Source organism: Klebsiella sp. JB_Kp004 (assembly GCF_040065795.1).
GTDB lineage: Bacteria > Pseudomonadota > Gammaproteobacteria > Enterobacterales > Enterobacteriaceae > Klebsiella > Klebsiella quasipneumoniae.
Genome location: NZ_JBEAKW010000007.1, coordinates 185,522 through 203,780, shown reverse-complemented (window position 1 = coordinate 203,780; position 18,259 = coordinate 185,522). Strand labels below are relative to the sequence as shown.

General features: G+C 58.2%; 19 protein-coding genes. 11 read left to right on the top strand and 8 right to left on the bottom strand.

Annotated features, from left to right (window positions below):
- Complete coding sequence (locus ABLX76_RS10070; RefSeq protein WP_086075606.1) at positions 1 to 369, bottom strand: DUF3302 domain-containing protein; 369 nt, start codon at positions 367 to 369, stop codon at positions 1 to 3.
- A 538-nt stretch (positions 370 to 907) separates the two neighbouring features.
- Between ABLX76_RS10070 and mtlA the strand changes: the two genes are divergently transcribed.
- The 3 genes from mtlA to mtlR all read left to right on the top strand — a co-directional run bounded on the left by mtlA (position 908) and on the right by mtlR (position 4,660).
- On the top strand, positions 908 to 2,815 hold the full coding sequence (gene mtlA, locus ABLX76_RS10065; RefSeq protein WP_023291345.1) for a PTS mannitol transporter subunit IICBA: 1,908 nt from the start codon (positions 908 to 910) through the stop codon (positions 2,813 to 2,815).
- A 100-nt stretch (positions 2,816 to 2,915) separates the two neighbouring features.
- On the top strand, positions 2,916 to 4,064 hold the full coding sequence (mtlD, locus tag ABLX76_RS10060; RefSeq protein WP_087827807.1) for a mannitol-1-phosphate 5-dehydrogenase: 1,149 nt from the start codon (positions 2,916 to 2,918) through the stop codon (positions 4,062 to 4,064).
- Positions 4,064 to 4,660 (top strand): mannitol operon repressor MtlR, encoded by a 597-nt coding sequence (gene mtlR, locus ABLX76_RS10055; protein ID WP_002922401.1) that lies wholly within the window; start codon positions 4,064 to 4,066, stop codon positions 4,658 to 4,660. Before mtlD ends, mtlR begins: the two co-directional genes overlap by 1 nt.
- On the opposite strand, the gene ABLX76_RS10050 is transcribed toward mtlR, so the two are convergent.
- Positions 4,649 to 4,873 (bottom strand): hypothetical protein, encoded by a 225-nt coding sequence (locus ABLX76_RS10050; RefSeq protein WP_002922402.1) that lies wholly within the window; start codon positions 4,871 to 4,873, stop codon positions 4,649 to 4,651. The two genes, mtlR and ABLX76_RS10050, sit on opposite strands and share 12 nt — an antisense overlap.
- Positions 4,874 to 5,145: 272 nt before the next feature.
- Here ABLX76_RS10050 and ABLX76_RS10045 point away from each other — a divergent pair, with 272 nt between their 5' ends.
- From ABLX76_RS10045 to trmL, 5 genes are all read left to right on the top strand, one after another.
- Positions 5,146 to 5,508 carry a YibL family ribosome-associated protein gene (locus ABLX76_RS10045; RefSeq protein WP_002922410.1) on the top strand — a complete coding sequence of 121 codons (363 nt, stop codon included), beginning with the start codon at positions 5,146 to 5,148 and terminating at the stop codon, positions 5,506 to 5,508.
- A 280-nt stretch (positions 5,509 to 5,788) separates the two neighbouring features.
- Positions 5,789 to 7,444, top strand: coding sequence for an L-lactate permease (gene lldP / locus ABLX76_RS10040; protein ID WP_044525040.1), 1,656 nt, complete (start codon positions 5,789 to 5,791; stop codon positions 7,442 to 7,444).
- Positions 7,441 to 8,214 carry a transcriptional regulator LldR gene (lldR, locus tag ABLX76_RS10035; RefSeq protein WP_004205041.1) on the top strand — a complete coding sequence of 258 codons (774 nt, stop codon included), beginning with the start codon at positions 7,441 to 7,443 and terminating at the stop codon, positions 8,212 to 8,214. Before lldP ends, lldR begins: the two co-directional genes overlap by 4 nt.
- Entirely contained in the window at positions 8,214 to 9,398 is a 1,185-nt protein-coding gene (lldD, locus tag ABLX76_RS10030) for an FMN-dependent L-lactate dehydrogenase LldD (RefSeq protein WP_348874475.1), read from the top strand. The genes lldR and lldD overlap by 1 nt, the downstream gene beginning before the upstream one ends.
- Before the next feature lie 99 nt (positions 9,399 to 9,497).
- The gene (gene trmL, locus ABLX76_RS10025; protein ID WP_023291348.1) at positions 9,498 to 9,971 is read left to right on the top strand and encodes a tRNA (uridine(34)/cytosine(34)/5-carboxymethylaminomethyluridine(34)-2'-O)-methyltransferase TrmL; all 474 of its coding nucleotides are present in this window, start codon (positions 9,498 to 9,500) and stop codon (positions 9,969 to 9,971) included.
- A gap of 101 nt (positions 9,972 to 10,072) precedes the next feature.
- On the opposite strand, the gene cysE is transcribed toward trmL, so the two are convergent.
- The 5 genes from cysE to ABLX76_RS10000 all read right to left on the bottom strand — a co-directional run bounded on the left by cysE (position 10,073) and on the right by ABLX76_RS10000 (position 13,302).
- Positions 10,073 to 10,894, bottom strand: coding sequence for a serine O-acetyltransferase (gene cysE / locus ABLX76_RS10020; RefSeq protein ID WP_002922426.1), 822 nt, complete (start codon positions 10,892 to 10,894; stop codon positions 10,073 to 10,075).
- 73 nt (positions 10,895 to 10,967) lie between these two features.
- Positions 10,968 to 11,987, bottom strand: a complete 1,020-nt coding sequence (gene gpsA / locus ABLX76_RS10015; RefSeq protein WP_004205045.1) for an NAD(P)H-dependent glycerol-3-phosphate dehydrogenase — start codon at positions 11,985 to 11,987, stop codon at positions 10,968 to 10,970.
- Positions 11,987 to 12,454, bottom strand: a complete 468-nt coding sequence (secB, locus tag ABLX76_RS10010) for a protein-export chaperone SecB (protein WP_002922428.1) — start codon at positions 12,452 to 12,454, stop codon at positions 11,987 to 11,989. The genes gpsA and secB overlap by 1 nt, the downstream gene beginning before the upstream one ends.
- A gap of 60 nt (positions 12,455 to 12,514) precedes the next feature.
- Positions 12,515 to 12,766, bottom strand: coding sequence for a glutaredoxin 3 (gene grxC / locus ABLX76_RS10005; protein ID WP_002922429.1), 252 nt, complete (start codon positions 12,764 to 12,766; stop codon positions 12,515 to 12,517).
- 104 nt (positions 12,767 to 12,870) lie between these two features.
- On the bottom strand, positions 12,871 to 13,302 hold the full coding sequence (locus ABLX76_RS10000; protein WP_023291350.1) for a rhodanese-like domain-containing protein: 432 nt from the start codon (positions 13,300 to 13,302) through the stop codon (positions 12,871 to 12,873).
- 245 nt (positions 13,303 to 13,547) lie between these two features.
- Here ABLX76_RS10000 and gpmM point away from each other — a divergent pair, with 245 nt between their 5' ends.
- From gpmM to ABLX76_RS09985, 3 genes are read left to right on the top strand one after another with little or no spacing between them, the layout of a single operon-like run.
- Positions 13,548 to 15,092: a 2,3-bisphosphoglycerate-independent phosphoglycerate mutase gene (gene gpmM, locus ABLX76_RS09995; RefSeq protein WP_065882885.1), complete on the top strand. Its 1,545-nt coding sequence runs from the start codon at positions 13,548 to 13,550 to the stop codon at positions 15,090 to 15,092.
- 9 nt (positions 15,093 to 15,101) lie between these two features.
- Complete coding sequence (envC, locus tag ABLX76_RS09990) at positions 15,102 to 16,373, top strand: murein hydrolase activator EnvC (protein WP_023291352.1); 1,272 nt, start codon at positions 15,102 to 15,104, stop codon at positions 16,371 to 16,373.
- 3 nt (positions 16,374 to 16,376) lie between these two features.
- Positions 16,377 to 17,330, top strand: a complete 954-nt coding sequence (locus tag ABLX76_RS09985; protein ID WP_065882886.1) for a divergent polysaccharide deacetylase family protein — start codon at positions 16,377 to 16,379, stop codon at positions 17,328 to 17,330.
- 5 nt (positions 17,331 to 17,335) lie between these two features.
- Here the strand turns inward: ABLX76_RS09985 and ABLX76_RS09980 are convergent, their stop codons facing one another.
- Positions 17,336 to 18,124 (bottom strand): glycosyltransferase family 2 protein, encoded by a 789-nt coding sequence (locus ABLX76_RS09980; protein WP_348874465.1) that lies wholly within the window; start codon positions 18,122 to 18,124, stop codon positions 17,336 to 17,338.
- Between the last annotated feature and the right edge of the window lie 135 nt (positions 18,125 to 18,259).

Here is an 18,259-nt window from a genome sequence, read left to right as displayed (position 1 = left end):
TTATTTCTCCGCCGCAGCGGTGGACTGTGGCCGCTGGATGGCCGCCACCTGATGTTCAAGGTCGCTCAGTCGTTGGCGAAGCTGTTGTATATCCATCTCTTTTTCAGGTTCGTCGGGGTCCGTATTCGCCTTATGCTGCATGCCCCAACCGCGCTCAGGCCGGTACAGCGTGGCCCATATCCATAAAAACGGCCAGATGACGTGGAGAGTAAAAAGACTGACCCATCCGGCGACATGAATAGCATCGGAATGGGGGTGGTTGCGTTTTTTGGCAATTAAATAAGGAATATCGTGAATAATGATAATCCCATAAAAAATGACCAGAAAAACGAAGATCAGAACGCCCAGCGCAAAATAATTGAGAAACATAATTCCCTCGGCTTTACGCTAATAATTTATATGAATTTTAATCACGGCCCACTGATATCCGGACCGCTGATTTGAGCATAATTCACCCCTTTCATTTTTGCCATCCGGCGGAAAAAAGTTATTTAACAAACATGGTTGCTTAGTTACAGCGCCGCCTCGCCCTGGCCGCAAAACCGGGCCGAGATCACAGCGGCAAAAATCCACCGTGAAATTCTTTGTGATCAAAATCACAAACAAACAACAAAAACACGAAACAAAATTGTGACAAATATCACACAAAAACACAGATTAGTGGCAAAAACGACGGTCTGTTGTTTTTTTACACAGCTATTATGTGATCGCAATCACTACAAAACCCTCTCCGCCCCCTATATTCGTGTGATCTGACTCACACTTAAGGGCGCTGGCTGGACAGCTAAACGATTCAGTGCCAGATTTCGCACTATCAATCAGGGCCCGGCTACCTCTGCCGCCACATTAACAACAAACCTCGGGCTTTTAGCCTGCGCGATACGCAAAACAGAAGAAGGGGTGTTTTATGTCATCCGATATCAAGATCAAAGTGCAAAGCTTTGGTCGTTTTCTCAGCAATATGGTGATGCCGAATATCGGCGCGTTTATCGCGTGGGGTATCATCACCGCGCTTTTCATTCCGACAGGGTGGTTGCCAAACGAAACGCTGGCGAAGCTGGTCGGTCCGATGATCACCTACCTGCTGCCGCTGCTGATCGGTTACACCGGCGGTAAATTAGTCGGCGGCGAACGTGGCGGCGTGGTCGGGGCGATCACCACCATGGGCGTTATCGTCGGCGCGGATATGCCGATGTTCCTCGGCTCCATGATCGCCGGCCCGCTGGGCGGCTACTGCATCAAGAAATTCGATAACTGGGTAGACGGTAAGATCAAATCCGGTTTTGAAATGCTGGTGAATAACTTCTCCGCCGGCATCATCGGGATGATCCTCGCCATTCTCGCCTTCCTCGGCATCGGCCCGGCGGTAGAAGTTCTGTCGAAAATTCTGGCGGCTGGCGTTAACTTCATGGTGGCGCACGACATGCTGCCGCTGGCGTCTATCTTCGTCGAACCGGCAAAAATCCTGTTCCTCAATAACGCCATCAACCACGGTATCTTCTCGCCGCTGGGTATTCAGCAGTCCCACGAGCTGGGTAAATCCATCTTCTTCCTGATTGAAGCTAACCCGGGTCCGGGGATGGGCGTTCTGCTGGCGTACATGTTCTTTGGCCGCGGCAGCGCTAAACAGTCTGCAGGCGGGGCGGCTATCATCCACTTCCTGGGGGGTATCCATGAAATCTACTTCCCGTACGTGCTGATGAACCCACGTCTGATCCTGGCCGTTATCCTCGGCGGGATGACCGGTGTCTTCACCCTGACCATCCTCAACGGCGGTCTGGTCTCTCCGGCTTCCCCGGGCTCTATCCTGGCGGTGCTGGCGATGACGCCGAAAGGGGCCTACTTCGCGAACATCGCAGCCATTATCGCCGCGATGGCGGTCTCCTTCGTCGTCTCTGCGGTTCTGCTCAAGACCAGCAAAGTTAAAGAAGAAGACGATATCGAAGCCGCGACCCGTCGTATGCATGACATGAAAGCGGAATCCAAAGGCGCCAACCCGCTGGCGGCTGGCAATGTCACCAACGACCTGAGCCATGTGCGTAAAATCATCGTCGCCTGCGACGCCGGGATGGGCTCCAGCGCCATGGGCGCCGGGGTACTGCGCAAGAAAGTGCAGGATGCCGGCCTGAGCAACATCTCGGTCACCAACAGCGCCATCAATAACCTGCCGCCGGATGTTGACCTGGTGATCACCCACCGCGACCTGACCGAGCGCGCCATGCGCCAGGTACCGCAGGCGCAGCATATTTCGCTGACCAACTTCCTCGACAGCGGTCTGTACACCAGCCTGACCGAGCGTCTGGTGGCGGCCCAGCGCCACATCGACAACGAAGTCAAAGTCACCGATAGCCTGAAAGACAGCTTTGATGATACGGACAAAAACCTGTTCAAGCTGGGTGCGGATAACATCTTCCTCGGTCGCAAAGCGGCCACCAAAGAAGAAGCCATTCGCTTCGCCGGCGAGCAGCTGGTGAAAGGCGGCTACGTCGAACCGGAATATGTGCAGGCGATGCTGGACCGCGAAAAACTGACCTCGACCTATCTCGGCGAGTCCATCGCGGTGCCGCACGGCACCATCGAAGCGAAAGACCGCGTGCTGAAAACCGGCGTCGTCTTCTGCCAGTACCCGGAAGGGGTGCGCTTTGGGGAAGATGAAGACGATGTTGCCCGCCTGGTGATCGGCATCGCCGCCCGCAACAACGAGCACATTCAGGTGATTACCAGCCTGACCAATGCGCTGGATGACGAAACGGTGATTGAGCGCCTGGCGAAAACTACCAGCGTCGACGACGTGCTGGCGTTGCTGAATAAATAATCAGCGCTATCCAACCCTCTCCTTTGGGAGAGGGTTGGGGTGAGGGAAAAAGCCTCACCCCAGCCCTCTCAGGTAAAAACATTAATTGAAGGTTAATACTATGAAAGCATTACATTTTGGCGCAGGTAATATCGGACGTGGCTTTATCGGTAAACTGCTGGCCGACGCGGGCATCGACCTGACGTTTGCCGATGTCAATCAGACCGTACTTGATGCCCTGAATGCCCGTCATAGCTACCAGGTTCACGTCGTTGGCGAAAATGAGCAGGTGGATACCGTCTCCGGCGTGAATGCCGTCAGCAGCATTGGCGACGAGGTAGTGGAGTTGATCGCCAGCGTCGACCTGGTGACCACCGCCGTCGGTCCCGTCGTTCTTGAGCGCATCGCCCCGGCCATCGCCAAAGGGCTGGCGAAGCGCAAGGCGCAGGGCACCGAACGCCCGCTGAACATTATCGCCTGCGAAAACATGGTGCGCGGCACCACGCAGTTAAAAGGCCACGTATTTAACGCCCTGGCGGAGGAAGATAAGGGCTGGGTGGAAACCCATATCGGCTTCGTCGACTCCGCCGTTGACCGTATTGTGCCGCCATCGGCGTCCGCTACCCATGACCCGCTGGAAGTCACCGTGGAAACCTTCAGCGAATGGATCGTCGATAAAACCCAGTTCAAGGGCGAACTGCCGACCATCCCGGGAATGGAATTAACTGATAACCTGATGGCATTTGTCGAACGCAAGCTCTTCACCTTGAACACCGGGCATGCTATAACCGCCTACCTCGGAAAACTGGCGGGCCACCAGACGATTCGCGACGCGATACTCGACGAGAAAATTCGGGCCGTCGTGCAGGGCGCGATGGAGGAGAGCGGCGCGGTGCTGATCAAACGCTACGCCTTTGACCCGCAGAAGCACGCGGCTTATATCCAGAAAATTCTTGGCCGTTTCGAGAACCCGTACCTGAAAGACGATGTCGAGCGCGTTGGCCGTCAGCCGCTGCGCAAACTGAGCGCCGGCGACCGTTTAATTAAGCCGCTGCTGGGTACGCTGGAATACGGCCTGCCGCACCGCAATCTGGTGAAAGGGATTGCGGCGGCGATGCATTTCCGTAGCGAAGACGATCCGCAGGCGCAGGAGCTGGCGACACTGATCGCCGACAAAGGGCCGCAGGCCGCGCTGGCGCAGATTTCCGGCCTTGACGCGGCAAGCGATGTCGTCGCGGAGGCCGTTAACGACTACAACGCGGTAAAATGATGCACAACCTGGCGCGGCCGACGTCGCGCCCATTACGACTCCTGTCAGATATGCAGGCAATGATGGAAGAAACACAAGCATTTGAAAACCGTGTGCTTGAGCGTCTGAATGCTGGCAAAACCGTACGAAGCTTCCTGATCGCCACCGTCGAGCTGTTAACGGAAGCGGTCAATATTCTGGTGCTTCAGGTGTTCCGTAAAGACGACTACGCGGTGAAATACGCCGTCGAGCCCTTGCTGGAGGGCAGCGGGCCGCTCGGCGATCTCTCAGTACGCCTGAAGCTGATTTATGGCCTTGGGGTGATAAGTCGTGCCGAATATGAAGACGCCGAGCTGCTGATGGCCCTGCGCGAAGAGCTTAATCACGACGGCAATGAGTACAGCTTTACCGACGACGAAATTATCGGTCCGTTCGGCGAACTGCACTGCGTCGCCGCCCTGCCGCCAACGCCGCAGTTTGATGACAGCGACGCCGAACTGCTGGCAATGCAGAAACTGCGTTACCAGCAGATGGTGCGTTCAACGATGGTGTTGTCCCTGACTGAGCTGATTTCACGAATCAGCTTAAAAAAAGCCTTCCAGAAATCAACGCTCTGATTCCGGCTCCGTCTGGTCGCAGGTCGGCCGGTAAAGCTGACGATAATATTCCAGACGCTGCAGAAACAACGCTTCCTTATCCTGAGGGATATCTCGCGGTACATGCTGCAGCCGCGGAGACTTTTTCAAATACTCCATAAACGCCTGACTGGAAGCCATAAAATCAACCGCTTTGTCGATTAAACGTGGTACGCCGTCGCCGATCTTTGCCATCACGTCCTCCTTTTGGGAATAATCTGATTAAGCATTAGCCAATTCACCGGCGTGGGTTAAGGAAAACGTGCTTATCTGCCGACAGGCTTCACAGAAATGAAATTAGCGCGGGTATCGGAAGGAATAATTATAAAATTCAAATTATTAGCAGATTAAGGTATCGTATTCTGACGGCGATAAACGGCGAATTTTTGATAAATAGCTATCAACAATAGCGGTCACGGCACATACTATAGGCGAATGAAGCCCCTTTATTAACAGATCAAATCACCATGAAAGAAGTCGAAAAGAATGAAATCAAACGTCTGAGCGATCGTCTCGACGCCATCCGCCACCAGCAGGCCGAGCTGTCGCTGGTGGAAGCCGCCGATAAATACGCGGAGCTGGAGAAAGAAAAAGCCACTCTGGAAACGGAGATTGAACGTCTGCGTTCCGTCCAGAGCCAGAAGTTGAGCAAAGAGGCGCAGAAGCTGATGAGCCTGCCGTTCCGCCGCGCGATTACCAAAAAAGAGCAGGCCGATATGGGCAAGCTGAAGAAAAGCGTCCGCGGCCTGGTGGTCGTCCATCCGATGACCGCCCTGGGCCGGGAAATGGGCCTGAAAGAGATGACCGGTTTCGCCCGCAGCGAATTCTGATCCCCAGCCCTCTCCGTTCGGAGAGGGTTATTCTGTCCTCCCCCCTCTTTTTCGTTCCCTCTCCGGCCGATTGGTCCAACCAATAATTTTATCTACCCCCGGCAGTTCACAAATCCATCAAAATACATCACAAACCCGTTGCCTAAGAGTAACATCTGGTTAACCATTCGTTGTCATCAACCCTGCTATCCCTAATTGGCCGGGCCAATTTTACCTACGACGGGTCGGCAAAGAGCGCAGACTCAGCCCACCCGTCCTGGCGGCCCGATGGAGACCCTGCATGAATCTCTGGCAACAAAACTACGATCCCGCCGGTAATATCTGGTTATCCAGTCTTATCGCATCGCTACCGATTCTGTTTTTCTTTTTTGCGCTGATAAAGCTCAAACTGAAAGGCTATCTCGCCGCTACCTGGACCGTTGCGATCGCCCTGGCCGTCGCATTGCTGTTCTATAAAATGCCGGTGGACCGCGCCCTGGCCTCGGTGGTGTATGGCTTCTTCTACGGACTGTGGCCCATCGCCTGGATTATTATTGCCGCAGTCTTCGTCTATAAAATCTCGGTGAAGACCGGACAGTTCGACATTATCCGCTCGTCGATCCTGTCGATTACGCCTGACCAGCGCCTGCAGATGCTGATCGTCGGCTTCTCGTTCGGCGCCTTTCTCGAAGGGGCGGCGGGATTTGGCGCGCCGGTGGCGATTACCGCGGCGCTGCTGGTCGGCCTCGGGTTTAACCCGCTGTATGCCGCAGGCCTGTGCCTGATCGTCAACACCGCGCCGGTGGCCTTCGGCGCGATGGGCATCCCGATCCTGGTGGCCGGTCAGGTGACCGGTATCGACAGCTTCGCCATCGGCCAGATGGTGGGCCGCCAGCTGCCGTTCCTGACCATTATCGTGCTGTTCTGGATCATGGCGATTATGGACGGCTGGCGGGGCATCAAAGAGACGTGGCCGGCGGTGATGGTCGCAGGCGGCTCGTTTGCTATCGCCCAGTACCTCAGCTCTAACTTCCTTGGCCCGGAGCTGCCGGACATCATCTCATCGCTGGTCTCCCTGGTCTGCCTGACCCTGTTCCTCAAACGCTGGCAGCCGGTGCGCATCTTCCGCTTTGGCGATATCGGCGCCTCGCAGGTGGATATGACGCTGGCCCGCACGCGCTACACCGCGGGACAAGTGATCCGCGCCTGGTCGCCGTTCCTGTTCCTGACCGCCACCGTGACCCTGTGGAGCGTGCCGCCGTTCAAAGCGCTGTTCGCACCGGGCGGCGCGATGTATGACTTCGTCATCAATATTTCGGTGCCGTTCCTCGACAAAATGGTCGCCCGCATGCCGCCGGTGGTCAGCGCCGCGACGCCTTACGCCGCCATCTATAAGTTTGACTGGCTGTCGGCAACCGGCACCGCCATTCTGTTCGCCGCCCTGCTGTCCATCGTCTGGCTGCGCATGAAGCCGAAAGACGCGCTGACCACCTTCGCCGGAACGCTGAAGGACCTGGCGCTGCCGATCTACTCTATCGGCATGGTGCTGGCGTTCGCCTTTATCTCCAACTACTCCGGGCTGTCGTCGACCCTGGCCCTGGCGCTGGCCCATACCGGCCACGCGTTTACCTTCTTCTCGCCGTTCCTGGGCTGGCTGGGGGTATTCCTGACCGGTTCGGACACCTCGTCTAACGCCCTGTTCGCCGCGCTGCAGGCAACGGCGGCGCAGCAGATTGGCGTCTCCGATATCCTGCTGGTCGCGGCCAATACCACCGGCGGCGTCACCGGCAAGATGATTTCCCCGCAGTCGATCGCCATCGCCTGCGCCGCGGTAGGCCTGGTGGGTAAAGAGTCGGATCTGTTCCGCTTTACCGTCAAACACAGCCTGATCTTCACCTGCATGGTGGGCCTGATCACTACGCTGCAGGCCTACGTTTTAACCTGGATGATACCGTGATAGTGATGCCTAAACGCCTGGCCGACGACGTGGCGCGTCGCGTCCGGGCGCTGATTGAAGAACAACAGCTGGAGGCGGGCATGCGACTGCCCGCCGAGCGCCAGCTCGCCGCTCAGCTCGGCGTCTCGCGCAATTCCCTGCGCGAAGCGCTGGCGATGCTGGTCAATGAAGGGGTGCTGCTGAGCCGTCGCGGCGGCGGCACTTTCGTCCGCTTTCAGCATGAGCCGTGGTCGGAGCAAAACATCGTCCAGCCGCTGAAGACGCTGCTGGCCGATGACCCTGACTACAGCTTCGACATCCTCGAGGCCCGCCACGCCATCGAAGCCAGCACCGCGTGGCACGCGGCGATGCGGGCCACCGACGCCGATAAAGAAAAAATTCGCCTGTGCTTTGAAGCGACCCAGAGCGAAGACCCGGATATCGCCTCGCAGGCGGACGTCCGCTTTCATCTGGCCATCGCCGAAGCCTCGCATAACGTGGTGCTCCTGCAAACCATGCGCGGCTTTTTCGACCTGCTGCACTCCTCCGTCAAGCAGAGCCGTCAGCGGATGTATCTGGTGCCGCCGGTTTTTGCCCGCCTGACCGAACAGCACCAGGCCGTCATGGAGGCGATTGTCGCCGGCGACGCCGAGGCGGCGCGCCAGGCGATGATGGCCCACTTAGGTTTTGTCCACGCCACCATTAAACGTTTTGATGAAGACCAGGCCCGCCAGGCGCGAATTACCCGCCTGCCCGGCGATGCTATTGATAATTCCAGGGAGAATTCGTGATGATTATTTCCGCCGCCAGCGACTATCGCGCCGCCGCCCAGCGTATCCTGCCGCCGTTCCTGTTCCACTATATCGACGGCGGGGCTTACGCCGAACATACCCTGCGCCGCAACGTCGAGGACCTTTCCGACGTGGCGCTGCGCCAGCGTATTCTGCGCAATATGTCGGACCTGAGCCTCGAGACCACCCTCTTCAACGAGAAGCTGGCGATGCCGACGGCGCTGGCGCCGGTGGGGCTGTGCGGAATGTACGCCCGCCGCGGCGAAGTGCAGGCCGCCGGCGCAGCGGATGACAAAGGCATTCCGTTTACCCTCTCCACCGTTTCCGTCTGTCCGATCGAAGAGGTCGCCCCGACCATCATGCGGCCGATGTGGTTCCAGCTGTATGTTCTGCGCGACCGCGGCTTTATGCGTAATGCGCTAGAGCGCGCGAAGGCGGCGGGTTGTTCAACGCTGGTCTTTACCGTCGATATGCCGACTCCCGGCGCCCGCTACCGCGACGCCCATTCCGGCATGAGCGGCCCGAACGCCGCCCTGCGCCGCTACTGGCAGGCGGTCACCCATCCGCAGTGGGCATGGGACGTTGGCCTCAACGGCCGTCCGCACGATCTGGGGAATATCTCCGCCTATCTCGGCCAGCCGACCGGCCTGGAGGATTACATCGGCTGGCTGGCGAATAACTTCGATCCGTCGATTTCATGGAAAGACCTCGAGTGGATCCGTGATTTCTGGGACGGACCGATGGTGATCAAAGGGATCCTCGACCCGGAGGACGCCCGCGACGCGGTGCGCTTCGGCGCCGACGGCATTGTGGTCTCCAACCACGGCGGCCGCCAGCTTGACGGCGTGCTCTCCTCCGCCCGCGCCCTGCCGGCGATTGCCGACGCGGTGAAAGGTGACATTACCATTCTTGCCGACAGCGGCATCCGCAACGGTCTCGACGTCGTGCGAATGATCGCCCTGGGCGCCGACAGCGTACTGCTGGGCCGCGCTTACCTGTACGCCCTGGCGACCCATGGCAAGCAGGGGGTGGCGAATCTGCTGAATCTGATCGAGAAAGAGATGAAGGTGGCGATGACCCTGACCGGCGCAAAAACCATCGCGGACATTAGCCGTGATTCGCTGGTGCAGAACGCGGAGGCGCTGCAGACCTTCGATGCGCTGAAGCAGCATAACGCGGCATAAGCTGCGCCGTTATGCTCTCCCCCCTCACCCTCAGGGAGAGGGCCGGGTGAGGGTTGACCAAATATCTGCTATTCTGCCCCCCGCAATTAAGGGGGCAGTATGCTGAACATCGTGTTATTCGAACCAGAGATCCCGCCGAACACCGGGAATATTATCCGCCTGTGCGCCAACACGGGCTTCAGTCTGCATATCATTGAGCCCATGGGCTTCACCTGGGACGATAAGCGCCTGAGACGCGCCGGACTGGACTATCACGAGTTCACCGCCGTGCAGCGCCACGCCGATTACGCGGCGTTTATCGCCAGCGCGCAGCCGCAGCGTCTGTTCGCCCTGACCACCAAAGGTACGCCGGCGCACAGCGCGGTGAGCTATCAGGATGGCGATTTCTTGATGTTTGGTCCGGAAACCCGCGGTCTGCCGGCCAGCATCCTTGATGCCCTGCCGCCGGAGCAGAAAATTCGGATTCCGATGATGCCGGACAGCCGCAGCATGAACCTGTCAAACGCGGTGTCGGTGGTGGTGTACGAGGCCTGGCGGCAGCTGGGGTATCCAGGCGCCGTGCTGCGCAGCTAACTGACCCCTTCCCGGATGGCGGCGCACCGCGCCTTATCCGGGCGACATGCTGGCGGGCAGAGATCGTAGGCCCGGTAAGCGCAGCGCCACCGGGCAAGACGTTAAATCCCGTCGCCGTACTCGAAAGTGTGGTGGATGCCGTTGAAATGCTGATCCATATCCATCGCCGGCTTGTCGCTCTCCGGCTTGCCGACGATACGCGCCGGCACGCCTGCGGCGGTGGTGTGCGGCGGAACCGGCTGCAATACCACCGAACCGGCGCCAATCTTCGCCCCACGCCCGACTTCGATATTGCCGAGGATTTTCGCCCCGGCGCCAATCATCACGCCTTCGCGAATTTTCGGGTGACGGTCGCCGCTGGTTTTACCGGTACCGCCGAGGGTGACCGACTGCAGAATAGAGACGTCATCCTCAATCACCGCCGTTTCACCAACCACAATACCGGTGGCGTGGTCGAGCATAATCCCGCGGCCGATTTTCGCCGCCGGGTGGATATCCACCTGGAAAGAGACGGACACCTGGTTTTGCAGGAAAATCGCCAGCGCACGCCGGCCCTGAGTCCACAGCCAGTGACCGATACGATAGGCCTGCAGGGCATGGAAACCCTTCAGATAGAGCAACGGCGTCGAGTATTTATCCACCGCCGGGTCACGCGTGCGCACCGCCTGAATATCGCAGGCCGCCGAGGCGATCATTTCCGGGTCGGCGGCGTAGGCTTCTTCCACCACTTCGCGAATGGCGATAGCCGGCATAATCGGGGAAGCCAGCTTGTTGGCCAGCATATAGCTCAGCGCGCTGCCCAGATTTTCATGCTTGAGTAGCGTTGCGTGGTAAAAACTGGCGAGCATTGGCTCACAGTCCGCCAGAGCCCGGGCTTCGGCTTTAATATTATTCCAGACGATATCCAGTTCTTCACACGGCATTGCATACTCCAGGCGATATGGTAATGACCTGCCAGTTCTGCGCTGGCAGGGTCATTCAGGTGACAAAGGAAAGCTAATTGCTGCTGCGCTCGTCCTTGCGGGCGCGACCCAATAAGGTCAATGCTGCCTCGCGCGCAATTTTTCCGCAATACAATACCTGATAAATTTCCTCGGTTATTGGCATTTCGACACCTAAACGCTGTGCCAGAACGCGAACTTCCTTGGTATTGCGGTAGCCTTCAACCACCTGGCCAATCTTTTCCTGGGCGCTTTGCACGTCCATCCCCTGGCCAAGCATCATGCCGAAGCGACGGTTACGGGACTGGTTGTCGGTGCAGGTGAGCACCAGGTCACCGAGGCCGGCCATGCCCATAAAGGTTTCCGGGTCGGCGCCCAGCGCCGCGCCAAGGCGAGACATTTCCACCAGGCCACGGGTAATCAGCGCCGTCCGCGCATTGGCGCCGAAGCCGATGCCGTCCGACATCCCCGCCCCGATGGCGATGACGTTTTTCACCGCGCCGCCGAGCTGGACGCCGATAAAGTCCGGATTGATGTAGACGCGGAAGCTCTTGCCGCAGTGCAGCAGGTGCTGGAGATCCTCGGCAAACTGCGGATCCGTCGCCGCCAGCGAAATCGCCGTCGGCAGGCCGGCGGCCAGCTCTTTGGCAAAGGTTGGCCCGGAGATCACCGCCAGCGGGATATCATCGCCCAGCGCTTCACGCGCCACGTCCTGCAGCAGACGACCGGTTTCAGCCTCGAGACCTTTGGTCGCCCATACCAGACGCGCGTCAGGACGCATCAGCGGTTTAATCTGGCGTAACACCTGACCAAACACATGGCTTGGCACCACCACCAAAATATCGCGGCTGGCGGCCAGGGCGGTGGCCAGGTCGCTTTCAAGATGCAGCGTATCCGGGAAAGGCACATCGGGAAGGAACGCGGCGTTGCAGCGATCGTGTTGCAGCGTCGCGATATGTTTCGGGTCATGGCCCCAGAGCACAACGTGGTGGCCATTTCTTGCCAGGGTGATGGCAAGAGCGGTGCCGTAAGAGCCGGCACCGATCACAGTCATTGCAGCATTAAGTGCGTTCATCAGGCATCCTGATGTTGTTCTGCACCTTCGCCAGCCTGCTGCTGCAGATAGTTCATAAACAGCGCATCGAAGTTCACTGGCGCAAGGTTAAGTTGCGGGAAGGTACCGCGGGAAACCAGGCTGGTGATGCACTCGCGCGCGTACGGGAACAGAATGTTCGGGCAGTATGCGCCAAGGCAGTGCGCCATCTGGGTGCCTTCGATGCCGTCGATGGAGAAAATACCGCCCTGCTGTACTTCGCAGAGGAACGCGGTCTCTTCGCCCAGCGCAGCGGTCACGGTTACACGCAGCACCACTTCATAAACGCCTTCAGCCAGCTGGGTGGAGGCGGTATCCAGATCAAGTTTAACTTCCGGCTGCCAGTCTTTCTGGAAAACTTGCGGCGCGTTCGGCGCTTCAAAAGAGATATCTTTGGTATAGATACGCTGGATCTGGAAGGTCATTTCGGTGCTGTTTTGTTCTGACATAGTAAAACCCTTTCGTGTTGTCCTTAAATACGCGCTTCCGGCAGGGAAAGCGCGCAAAAATTAGCGCAAGAGGGGATCAAGTCCACCACGTGAATCAAGCGCATACAAGTCGTCACAGCCGCCAATGTGCTGCGCATCAATAAAAATCTGCGGAACCGTCGTCCGTCCGCTGCGCTGGATCATCTCCTCACGCTTCGCGGCATCGCCATCGATCGGCAACTCATGGAACGTTACGCCTTTGCTATTCAGCAGCGCTTTCGCGCGGATGCAGAACGGGCAGGTCGCTTTGGTGTAGATCTCAATATTGGCCATGACTTCACTCCTGTTATTACCCTGAGGGTTTTACGCCGCAGCCCGTGTTCCCCTCACGTCAGGCGCGAAGGGGAAAACGCGGCGGCATCACCACGCGAGGTAAGTTATTTGCCGCGTACCAGAGGGAGGTTTTCGCCGCTCCAGCCAGCAATGCCCTCTTTCAGTACAAAGACTTTTTCAAACCCGGCTTTGTTCAGCGCGCTGGCTGGCTCTTGCGCCTGCATGCCGGAACCGTCTACCACAATAATGGGTTGCGATTTGTGTTTTTCCAACTCGCCGACGTTATTCGCTTTGATATCGCTGGGCAGCAGGTTGATGGCGCCGGCAATATGGCCTTTACGGAAATCGTCACGCTGACGCAGGTCGACCACCACCGCGTCTTCTTTATTGATAAGACGCGTCGCTTCACCACGGGTGATGACTTTAACTTTCGACATCAGGCCCTTGAAGGTGGTGAACAGCACCGCCCCCAGCAGCGCGATCCACGCGATGCTCAGAACAGGGTGACGGCCGATGAATTGCATAATTTCTTGCATGGGGGGTTACAACTCCCGACTAAGTGAGAAAAAAACCAGGAAAGGAGTATACCTGTGCCTTGCGGCAATTACAGCCAGTGAGCGCGATGTAATGTATTTTCTGCGGGCGGCGGCGAAAAAAAGCCGTTCTCGCTGACGCGCCGCGGCCCGGCCGCTCCCTTTCTTTGATCTTTCACGGGGATTTAAACGATTCAGCTGTAGTAAAATTACGCAAAATTTCTGTCTTTGAGTATGAGGTTGTCGCAATGTCGGTTACTAAAAAACCTATGGTACTGGTGATTCTGGATGGCTACGGCTATCGCGAAGACCAACAGGATAACGCCATTTACAGCGCTAAAACGCCGGTAATGGACGCCCTTTGGGCCAAACGTCCGCATACCCTGATCGATGCATCCGGCCTGGAAGTTGGCCTGCCGGACCGTCAGATGGGGAACTCCGAAGTGGGCCACGTCAACCTGGGCGCCGGTCGTATCGTCTATCAGGACCTGACCCGTCTCGATGTGGAAATTAAAGAACGCACCTTCTTCGCCAATCCGGTACTGACCGCCGCGGTCGATAAAGCGGTTGCCGCGTGTAAAGCGGTACATATCATGGGTCTGATGTCGCCGGGCGGCGTTCACAGCCATGAAGATCACATCATGGCGATGGTGGAGCTGGCGGCAGAGCGCGGCGCAGAGAAGATCTACCTGCACGCTTTCCTCGACGGTCGTGACACCCCACCGCGCAGCGCGGAAAAAACGCTGGCAAAATTCGAAGCCAAATTTGCCGCGCTGGGCAAGGGCCGCATCGCGTCGCTCATTGGCCGCTACTACGCCATGGACCGCGACAACCGCTGGGATCGCGTTGAGCAGGCTTACGATCTGATGACGCTGGCGAAAGGCGAATTCCAGGCCGATACCGCCGTCGCCGGCCTGCAGGCTGCCTACGCCCGTGACGAAAACGACGAGTTCGTGAAAGCGACCGTGATCCGCGCCGCCGGCCAGGCCGATGCCGCGATGGAAGATGGCGATGCGCTGATCTTCATGAACTTCCGTGCTGACCGCGCACGCGAAATCACCCGCGCCTTCGTCAACGCCGACTTCGACGGCTTTGCGCGTAAGAAAGTGGTTAACCTCGACTTCGTGATGCTCACCGAATATGCCGCCGACATCAAAGTGGCCTGCGCCTACCCGCCCGCCTCGCTGGCCAATACCTTCGGCGAGTGGATGGCGAAGCACGATAAAACCCAGCTGCGCATCTCCGAAACCGAGAAATACGCCCACGTCACCTTCTTCTTCAACGGCGGCGTAGAAGAGCCGTTCAAAGGCGAAGAGCGGATTCTGATTAACTCGCCGAAAGTGGCGACCTACGATCTGCAGCCGGAAATGAGCTCCGCCGAGCTGACCGAAAAACTGGTCGCGGCCATCAAAGGCGGCCAGTACGACACCATCATCTGTAACTACCCGAACGGCGATATGGTTGGCCATACCGGCGTGATGGAAGCGGCAGTGAAAGCCGTTGAAGCGCTGGATCACTGTATCGATCAGGTGGCTCAGGCGGTGGAATCCGTTGGCGGCCAGCTGCTGATCACCGCCGACCACGGTAACGCCGAACAGATGCGCGACCCGGCCACCGGCCAGGCGCACACCGCCCACACCAACCTGCCGGTTCCGCTGATCTACGTCGGTAACAAAGCGGTTAAAGCGGTCAATGGCGGCAAACTTTCCGACATCGCCCCGACCATGCTGTCGCTGATGGGAATGGAAATCCCGCAAGAGATGACTGGCAAGCCGCTGTTCATCGTGGAATAATCCTTCCCCATGAGGGGAAAGGCGACGTATTCAACTACATGGATCGCAACGGCAGTTCGATCCGTCCTTTACGCCAGCGCGCTCAGCGCTGGCGTATTACTGTGCGCGTCATCTGCGCACGCCGACGATCGCGATCAGCTAAAGTCCATCCAGGCCGACATCGCCGCCAGGCAGCGGGCGATTAAGCAACAGCAGCAGCAGCGCGCAAGCCTGCTCGCCCAGCTCAAAGCGCAGGAAGAGGCGATCGCCGCCGCGGCCCGCAAACTTCGCGAAACCCAGGACAGCCTGAACCAGCTCAATAAGCAGATTGACGAGATGAACGCTTCTCTCGCGAAGCTGGAGCGCCAGCGCGCGTCTCAGGAGCGTAACCTCGCCGCGCAGCTTGACGCGGCGTTCCGCCAGGGGCCGCATACCGGCATCCAGATGGTGCTGAGCGGTGAAGAGGGTCAGCGCAATCAGCGGATGCAGGTCTATTTCAGCTATTTCAACCAGGCCCGCCAGGAAACCATCGCGGAACTGAAGAAAACGCGCGAAGAGATGGCGGTGCAAAAGTCGATGCTCGAAGAGAAGCAGAGCCAGCAGCAGACGCTGGTCTACGAGCAAAAAGCCCAGCAGGCGAAGCTGGAGCAGGCGCGTAACGAACGGAAAAAGACCCTTTCCGGCCTGGAGTCCTCCATTCAGCGGGGTCAGCAACAGTTAAGTGAATTGCGGGCTAACGAATCGCGCCTACGCGGTCGTATCGCCCAGGCGGAGGCTGCCGCCAAAGCCCGTGCCGATCGGGAAGCTCGCGATGCGCAGGCGGTGCGCGACCGCCAGCAGGAAGCATCGCGCAAAGGCACCACCTATAAACCAACGGAAAGCGAGCGTTCGCTGATGTCACGCACCGGTGGGCTGGGCTCGCCGCGCGGTCAGGCGTTCTGGCCGGTTCGCGGTCCGCTCCTTCATCGATATGGCGAACAGCTGCAAGGTGAACTACGTTGGAAAGGGATGGTTATCGCCGCGTCTGAAGGCACCGAAGTCAGAGCGATTGCCGATGGTCGGGTCATTCTGGCCGACTGGCTGCAGGGCTATGGTCTGGTGGTGGTGGTCGAGCATGGCAAAGGCGACATGAGCCTGTATGGCTATAACCAAAGCGCGCTGGTCAGCGTCGGTACGCAGGTGCGTGCCGGTCAGCCTATCGCGCTCGTAGGCAGCAGCGGCGGTCAGGGCCGTCCGTCGCTCTATTTCGAAATTCGCCGCCAGGGTCAGGCGGTCAATCCACAGCCGTGGTTGGGAAGATAAGTTTTGCTTCAATTTCGCGCAATTGCTCTTGCCGTAGCCGGTTCGCTGGCTCTGGCGGCGCCAGCGTTCGCTGGCAAACTCTCCATCGTTATTGACGATTTTGGCTACCGCCCGCAGACCGAAAATCAGGTGCTGGCGCTGCCGTCCACTATCTCCGTCGCCGTGCTGCCGAACGCGCCGCACGCCCGGGAAATGGCCACGAAAGCGCATAATCTGGGCCATGAAGTGCTCATCCACCTGCCGATGGCGCCGCTCAGCAAACAGCCGCTGGAAAAAGACACCCTGCGTCCCGAAATGAGCAGCGAGGAGATCGAGCGCATCATCCGCGAGGCCTATGGCAAAGTCCCCTACGCCGTCGGGCTGAATAACCATATGGGCAGCGCGATGACCTCCAACCTGTTTGGCATGCAGAAGGTGATGCAGGCCCTGGAGCGCTACAATCTCTATTTTCTCGACAGCGTGACCATCGGCAATACCCAGGCCATGCGCGCCGCGCAGGGCACCGGGGTGAAGGTGATTAAGCGTAAGGTGTTTCTGGACGATACGCAGAATGAAGCCGATATCCGCACTCAGTTCAACCGCGCCATCGCCCTGGCGCGGCGTAACGGTTCGGCGATAGCCATTGGCCATCCCCATCCGACGACGGTGCGGGTGCTGCAGCAGATGGTCTATAACCTGCCGCCGGATATCACGCTGGTGCGCCCGAGCAGCCTGCTCAACGAGCCGCAGGTCGACAACTCGACGCCAAACTACGCTCAGCCGCCTGCGCAACAAACGCCGCAGCAGCAGAAGCCGCGTAATCCGTTCCACGGCGTGAAGTATTGCAAGCCGAAGCGCCCGCTGGAGCCCGTGAACGCCAGCCGCTTCTTCACTATCCTCAGCGACAGCATCAGCCAGAGCGCGCTGGTCCAGTACTATCGCCTCAAATGGCAGGGCTGGGACAATCCCGGCAGCTAGACCACTCAGGGGTCCGTTCGCTTTTGCGCGACGGGCGCCTGGCTATCTTCGTGGGCGTACCACGCCTTAAAATATTTGAGAAAGCTGTAAAACGTGGCGTACAGGCCGGTGACCACGCCGACTTTGCCATAGCGCCACGCCCCGCTGAACAGATACCACTTAAAGAAAGCGCCAATGGCGCTGACGATCCCCCGCGTCAGCGAAGGTGTGATCTGCTGGTGCTTCACCAGCCGGGTGGTATAGCTGTTCAGCTTATTAAACACTTCATGCAGCGAATAAAAGGTGTCATGGCGTACAAAGCCCGGCAGCCTGACGGAGCGCGCGTGTCCGACCACCTGGTCATCCACCGGCCGGTCGTTAAACCGCGCCTGCTGGCGGTTAAAGAGGCGCACCGGGTAATCCGGCGAGGAAATAGGGTAGATCGTCCGCACCTGCGTGCCGAGGACAAACCAGTAGCGCGGCAAACGCCAGGCGCAGGCTGGGTCAGGTTCCTCCCCCGCTTTTAGCGCCTGAATGGCCGCCACGACGTCGTTATCAAGAATTTCATCGCTGTCCATGCACAGCACCCAGTCATGGCTGGCCAGCCCGATGGCATAGTTCATCTGCGCGCCGTGGGCTTTATAGGCATGATGATGGACGGTGAGACCAAACTGCTGACAAATATAGACCGTTTCGTCGGTGCTACCGGAGTCGACGACAATACACTCATCAGCCACCTTCAGCAGCGGGGGCAGCACCTCCATGAGCAGACGTGCAGAGTTACAGGTCAGTAAGCATACGGAGAGTTTAAGCATGATCGTTTCGAAGTTAAACCGCGACTAAACACACTGTATAAGCGAATAACCGTAAAATCGATGTAGAAATTGTGCGCTTGATATTAAGCAGGCTAAAAATGTTATCCAAATCTAAATTAAGGCGCCCGCAGGCGC